Source organism: Streptomyces sp. NH27, assembly GCF_056859195.1.
On record NZ_JACEGK010000794.1, the window covers coordinates 1 to 2,298 of the forward strand.

1 protein-coding gene is annotated in these 2,298 nt (G+C 67.4%); it reads right to left on the minus strand.

Features of this window, described 5'->3' with window-relative positions:
- Positions 1–1,196: 1,196 nt before the first annotated feature.
- A complete protein-coding gene (gene arsB / locus AC13HU_RS35905) occupies positions 1,197–2,261 on the minus strand; it encodes an ACR3 family arsenite efflux transporter (protein WP_483046186.1) in 1,065 nt (354 codons plus the stop codon).
- Positions 2,262–2,298: the final 37 nt, after the last annotated feature.

Below are 2,298 nucleotides of genomic sequence, written 5' to 3' on the forward strand. Positions count from 1 at the left end.
CCCGCACCAGTTCCGGACGACTGCTGCGCACGGTGGTGTGCAGGGCCTCAAGGACCCGTAGCCTTCCCACCTCGCGCAGGTTGACTGGAGTGTCCATCATGACCCCCGGGGTGTGGAACGAATGGTCGGCGGCAAGGCGCTTCGTGGCGTTGCTGACGTCAAGGGCCTTGGCGTAGGGCAGAGTTCAGGCAGCAATGCATCGATCGTGCCGATCCGTCGGACCGGACTCCCGGTGCTTGCTCCCCTTCTTGTGGTGGGACACCCGCCGTTGTTCTGGTCGGCGCCGAGGCCGTTGACGCCGGCGCCGCGGCACCGGCGCCTGTTGCGTCACTTGCGACACCACGGAGTGCGCCGCGGCCAGGCCCGCGCGTCGACGCCTTCGCCTGTCCATCGTGTCTCCGTTGTCCGGGAGTGCCATCAAGCGTGATCACGGGGTGCGACTCAGCGCTTGCGTAGACTGCATCAGTGACGTGCTATTTAGTGCAATGTCGATAGAACTCCGGGGGAAACCGGGGTCCTTCAGCCAGTTTGTTGTCAACATTGTGGCATGGTCAAGGCGTTCGGCGGGCGGATGGGCGCCGTTTGGGCCGTGCGCGACAAAATCTGCCCCGTCTTGGCAGAACGGCGTTCCCGCCCCGCCGTCCAGGCCGTCTCCCTACCGGCGGCCGGCTCGCCTCCCGGGTCCCGGCCGCCACGAGGACGCCCCTCGTCCGTGACGGCCGGTCGGGACATCTTTGTCCGATGTTGGTCGGAACGCAGGGGAAGAACTTGCCGTCACAGGGCTTGACTTGTGTTTCCTGCCGCAACAAAATCCCTCAACGGGTGGCGAGTTGGCCGATCGTTCCTCTGAGTTGGGGCCAAAGTCATCTTCTCGCCGGCCGCTTCGGTGCTCCGCCCTGGTCAGGCGGAGCGGAGTACCGGAGCGGACCCCTCGCATGACGCGTCGTCCCCTCGCGATCCGCCGCGTCCGTCGTGGACACCGGCGGTTCGGTTCTGTCGCACCGCGGCTCCGCCGACACCGGCGCCGTGGGCGTCACCTTCGGCTTCGAGGACCGGACGATCGCGGGCGGCCCGTACGTCAACCAGAGCAACCAGATCTACAACCTCCCGATGTACGACGCCACGACAGGGCCATCCGCCCGCAGCCATTCCGGCTTGCCCGGGTGTTCCGCGCCGAGGGCTTACCCCCCAGGTCGTTACGATTTGGGGAGTTGACGAGTTGTCACGGCGGGTGCGCCGAACTTGCGCCGCCAGGCCAGCGAGACGTGGACGAGGGCCACCAGAACGGGGACTTCGATCAGCGGGCCGACGACTCCGGACAGCGCCTGCCCGCTGGTGACGCCGAAGGTGCCGATGGCTACGGCGATGGCCAGCTCGAAGTTGTTGCCCGCCGCGGTGAACGCCAGGGTGGCCGTGCGGTCGTATGCGAGGCCGAGCCCCTTTCCCAGGGCGAAGGAGCCGAACCACATGATCGCGAAGTAGGCCAGCAGCGGTAGCGCGATACGGGCGACATCGCCGGGCTGGTGGGTGATCGTCCTCCCCTGGAGGGCGAAGAGGATCACGATCGTGAACAGCAGTCCGTAAAGCGCCCAAGGACCGATCTTCGGCAGCACCTTCTCCTCGTAGGCGGTGCGGCCCATCCTCCGTTCGCCGACGCGGCGGGTCAGGAATCCGGCCACCAGCGGGACCCCGAGGAAGACGAGGACGTTGAGGGCGATCTTTCCGACGGAGATGCCGACGTGCTGGCCGTTTCCGAGGCCGAGCCATTTCGGGAGGGCGTCGAGGTAGAACCAGCCGAGGACACCGAAGGCGACGACCTGGAAGACGGAGTTGAGGGCGACCAGGACGGCGGCGGCTTCGCGATCGCCGCAGGCGAGGTCGTTCCAGATGATGACCATGGCGATGCAGCGGGCGAGGCCGACGATGATCAGGCCGGTGCGGTAGGCGGGCAGGTCCGGCAGGAGGACCCAGGCCAGGGTGAACATCACCGCGGGCCCGACGAGCCAGTTGATCAGCAGCGACGAGACCAGCAGCCGGCGGTCGCCGGTGACGGTGTCGAGCCTGTCGTAGCGGACCTTGGCCAGCACCGGGTACATCATGATCAGCAGGCCGAGCGCGATGGGCAGGGAGATCCCGCCGACGTCGAGCTCGGCCAGGCCGTTGTCGAGCCCGGGAATCGCGCGGCCCAGGGCGATGCCGACACCCATGGCGATCAGAATCCACACCGCCAGGAAGCGGTCGAGGGTGGAGAGCTTGGCCACGACCGAGTCGCCGGTGGCGTTGCCGGCGTCGGTGAGT